Here is a 3,308-nt window from a genome sequence, read left to right on the forward strand (position 1 = left end):
GAGGTAAGAGCATTTGGTGGATGCCTTGGCATGTACAGGCGATGAAGGACGTGGCACGCTGCGATAAGCGTCGGGGAGTTGTGAGCAAACTTTGATCCGGCGATTTCCGAATGGGGAAACCCACCTTCACCATTTCTCTCGTTGTGTGAGCAATCACATAGTGAGTGAGGTGGATAAGGTATCACCTAGGTGAATATATAGCCTTGGTGAAGCGAACCCGGGGAACTGAAACATCTCAGTACCTGGAGGAAAAGACATCAACCGAGATTCCGTTAGTAGTGGCGAGCGAACGCGGACCAGGCCAGTGCCTCATCTTCAACTAGCAGAACACTTTGGAAAGAGTGGCCATAGCGGGTGACAGCCCCGTATGCGAAAGTGATGGATGAGGACTCGAGTAGGGCGGGACACGTGAAATCCTGTCTGAACATGGGGGGACCACCCTCCAAGCCTAAATACTCGTACATGACCGATAGCGAACACAGTACCGTGAGGGAAAGGTGAAAAGCACCCCGATGAGGGGAGTGAAACAGTACCTGAAACCGAATGCTTACAAGCAGTAGGAGCCTCTTTAGGGGGTGACTGCGTACCTCTTGCATAATGGGTCAGTGACTTAATGTATCATGCAAGCTTAAGCCGTTAGGTGTAGGCGCAGCGAAAGCGAGTCTGAATAGGGCGACTGAGTATGATGTATTAGACCCGAAACCCGGCGATCTAGGCATGACCAGGTTGAAGGTGCGGTAACACGCACTGGAGGACCGAACCGTTGAATGTTGAAAAATTCTCGGATGAGTTGTGTTTAGGGGTGAAAGGCCAATCAAGCCGGGAAATAGCTGGTTCTCCGCGAAATCTATTGAGGTAGAGCGTCGGATGATTGCCGATGGGGGTAGAGCACTGGATGGGTGCGGGGGTCGCGAGATCTACCAATCCTAACCAAACTCCGAATACCATCGAGTCTAGTCCGGCAGACAGACGGCGGGTGCTAAGGTCCGTCGTCAAAAGGGAAACAGCCCTAACCTACAGCTAAGGTCCCCAAGTCATCACTAAGTGGGAAAGCATGTGGGAATCCCAAAACAACCAGGAGGTTGGCTTAGAAGCAGCCATCCTTTAAAGAAAGCGTAACAGCTCACTGGTCTAAATAAGGGTTCCTGCGGCGAAGATGTATCGGGGCTAAAGTGATGCACCGAAGCTTAGGGTTCAGTACTTGTACTGAGCGGTAGCGGAGCGTTCCGTAAGCCTGTGAAGCGATCTGGTAATGGGTCGTGGAGGTATCGGAAGTGCGAATGCTGACATGAGTAGCGATAAAGAGGGTGAGATGCCCTCTCGCCGAAAGACCAAGGGTTCCTGCTTAAAGCTAATCTGAGCAGGGTGAGCCGGCCCCTAAGACGAGCCCGAAGGGGGTAGTCGATGGGAACCACGTTAATATTCGTGGGCCTGGTGGTGTGTGACGGATCACGTGTGTTGTCTCCTCTTATCGGATTGAGGGGGCTTCGAAGTGGTTCCAGGAAATAGCCCCACCGTATAGACCGTACCCGAAACCGACACAGGTGGTCTGGTAGAGTATACCAAGGCGCTTGAGAGAAGTATCCTGAAGGAACTCGGCAAATTGCCTCCGTACCTTCGGAAGAAGGAGGCCCTGTTATTGCGCAAGCAGTAGCAGGGGGCACAGGCCAGGGGGTAGCGACTGTTTAGCAAAAACACAGGACTCTGCTAAGTCGGCTTCAAGACGACGTATAGGGTCTGACGCCTGCCCGGTGCTCGAAGGTTAAGAGGAGGAGTGCAAGCTCCGAATTGAAGCCCGAGTAAACGGCGGCCGTAACTATAACGGTCCTAAGGTAGCGAAATTCCTTGTCGGGTAAGTTCCGACCTGCACGAATGGCGTAACGACTTCCCCACTGTCTCCAGGATATGCTCAGCGAAATTGAATTCTCCGTGAAGATGCGGAGTACCCGCGGTTAGACGGAAAGACCCCGTGCACCTTTACTGCAGCTTCAGAGTGGCATTAGGAAGAAATTGTGTAGCATAGGTGGGAGGCTTTGAAGCACTGGCGCCAGCTGGTGTGGAGCCATAGGTGAAATACCACCCTGTTTGTTTCTGATGTCTAACCCAGTACCGTTAGCCGGTACGGGGACCCTCTGTGGCGGGTAGTTTGACTGGGGCGGTCGCCTCCTAAAGAGTAACGGAGGCGCGCGATGGTAGGCTCAGGCCGGTTGGAAACCGGCTGTTAGAGTGCAATGGCATAAGCCTGCCTGACTGCGAGACTGACGAGTCGAGCAGAGACGAAAGTCGGTCATAGTGATCCGGTGGTCCCTCGTGGAAGGGCCATCGCTCAACGGATAAAAGGTACGCCGGGGATAACAGGCTGATGATTCCCAAGAGCTCATATCGACGGAATCGTTTGGCACCTCGATGTCGGCTCATCACATCCTGGGGCTGGAGCAGGTCCCAAGGGTTTGGCTGTTCGCCAATTAAAGTGGTACGTGAGCTGGGTTCAGAACGTCGCGAGACAGTTTGGTCCCTATCTGCCGTGGGCGTCGATACTTGAGAGGAGTTGTCCCTAGTACGAGAGGACCGGGATGAACATGCCTCTGGTGTACCTGTCGTGGCGCCAGCCGCGCAGCAGGGTAGCTATGCATGGACGGGATAACCGCTGAAAGCATCTAAGCGGGAAGCCTCCCTCAAGATAAGGTATCATCGAGTCGTGGTAGACCACCACGTTGATAGGCTGGATGTGGAAGCGCGGTAACGTGTGGAGCTAACCAGTCCTAATAACTCTGTTCATGCTTGAGAGTCCCACCATCAATGACAGGCCTGCAACTGCAGCGCTCGTCGGTGGACGACGATCACAGCCAGACGCCTCATCACTAAAAGTGCATCGATTAAAACCCGTGTCCGCCAGCTCTATTGCTTGGTGACCATAGCGTCAGTGACCCACCCGATCCCATCTCGAACTCGGCCGTGAAACCTGACTGCGCCGATGGTACTAACGCTCAAGCGTTGGAAGAGTAGGTCGTCGCCAGGCATTAGAGCCGGCGGGCACAGGTATAACCCATTCACAAAAGTCAGGGCCCATAAGGCCCCTAAAAGGGCCCCAAAGGGCCCTTTTTGCGTCTCTGCTCATCAGAGCGCGCAACACGGTGACGCGGGGTGGAGCAGCCCGCCAAAGCTTCGGCAACGCCGAAGCGGCAAACAAAACGCTTCCGGGCTGCCTCGCGCCGCCCGCCATGGTGACGCGGGGTGGAGCAGCCCGGTAGCTCGTCAGGCTCATAACCTGAAGGTCGTAGGTTCAAATCCTACCCCCGCAACCACCA

1 tRNA gene and 2 rRNA genes (1 of these 3 cut by a window edge) are annotated in these 3,308 nt (G+C 54.5%); all 3 read left to right on the forward strand.

Annotated features, from left to right (window positions below):
- A 23S ribosomal RNA gene (locus OLX23_RS25620) occupies positions 1–2,786 on the forward strand (it extends 7 nt beyond the left edge of the window).
- Between the two features lie 118 nt (positions 2,787–2,904).
- Positions 2,905–3,019, forward strand: a 5S ribosomal RNA gene (gene rrf, locus OLX23_RS25625).
- Positions 3,020–3,228: 209 nt separating this feature from the next.
- Positions 3,229–3,305: transfer RNA gene (locus tag OLX23_RS25630), tRNA-Met, on the forward strand.
- The last annotated feature ends 3 nt before the right edge of the window (positions 3,306–3,308 follow it).

It is taken from the genome of Novosphingobium sp. JCM 18896 (assembly GCF_025938095.1).
Taxonomy (GTDB): Bacteria; Pseudomonadota; Alphaproteobacteria; order Sphingomonadales; family Sphingomonadaceae; genus Novosphingobium.